This is a genomic window from Pseudomonas viridiflava, from assembly GCF_900602065.1.
GTDB lineage: Bacteria > Pseudomonadota > Gammaproteobacteria > Pseudomonadales > Pseudomonadaceae > Aquipseudomonas.
Genome location: NZ_UWFN01000309.1, coordinates 1 through 370, shown reverse-complemented (window position 1 = coordinate 370; position 370 = coordinate 1). Strand labels below are relative to the sequence as shown.

Genomic DNA, 370 nt, shown 5'->3' with positions numbered 1-370 from the left:
GACCGTGACAACGCTTTATCGCTGGTTTCACATTTGCCGCCCGCGCCGGGTCGCCACGGAGAACAGCCTCCGATGTGTATTGTTGAACCCAAAACAACGACAAGAACTGGAACAGCTCAGGCTGGACAAGATGTCCACCGGATAAAGACAGCGCTGTCTCCAGATAAGGTGCCTACTGTGACAACTGCGAATACTGCTATTTCTGCCCTCGTGGTGATGGGTGTTTCGGGCTGCGGCAAAAGTGCCGTGGGCGCCGAGATTGCTCTCAAGAGCGGAGGTCGCCTCATCGAAGGTGATGCCTTCCATCCACCGGCCAACATTGAAAAGATGAGCGCCGGAACCCCCCTCAACGATGACGATCGTGCCGGCT

General features: G+C 56.5%; 1 pseudogene. It reads left to right on the top strand.

Going from position 1 to position 370, the window contains the following annotated elements:
• Nucleotides 1–177: 177 nt before the first annotated feature.
• Nucleotides 178–370: pseudogene (locus tag EE949_RS22465) on the top strand (gluconokinase); the annotation flags it as partial.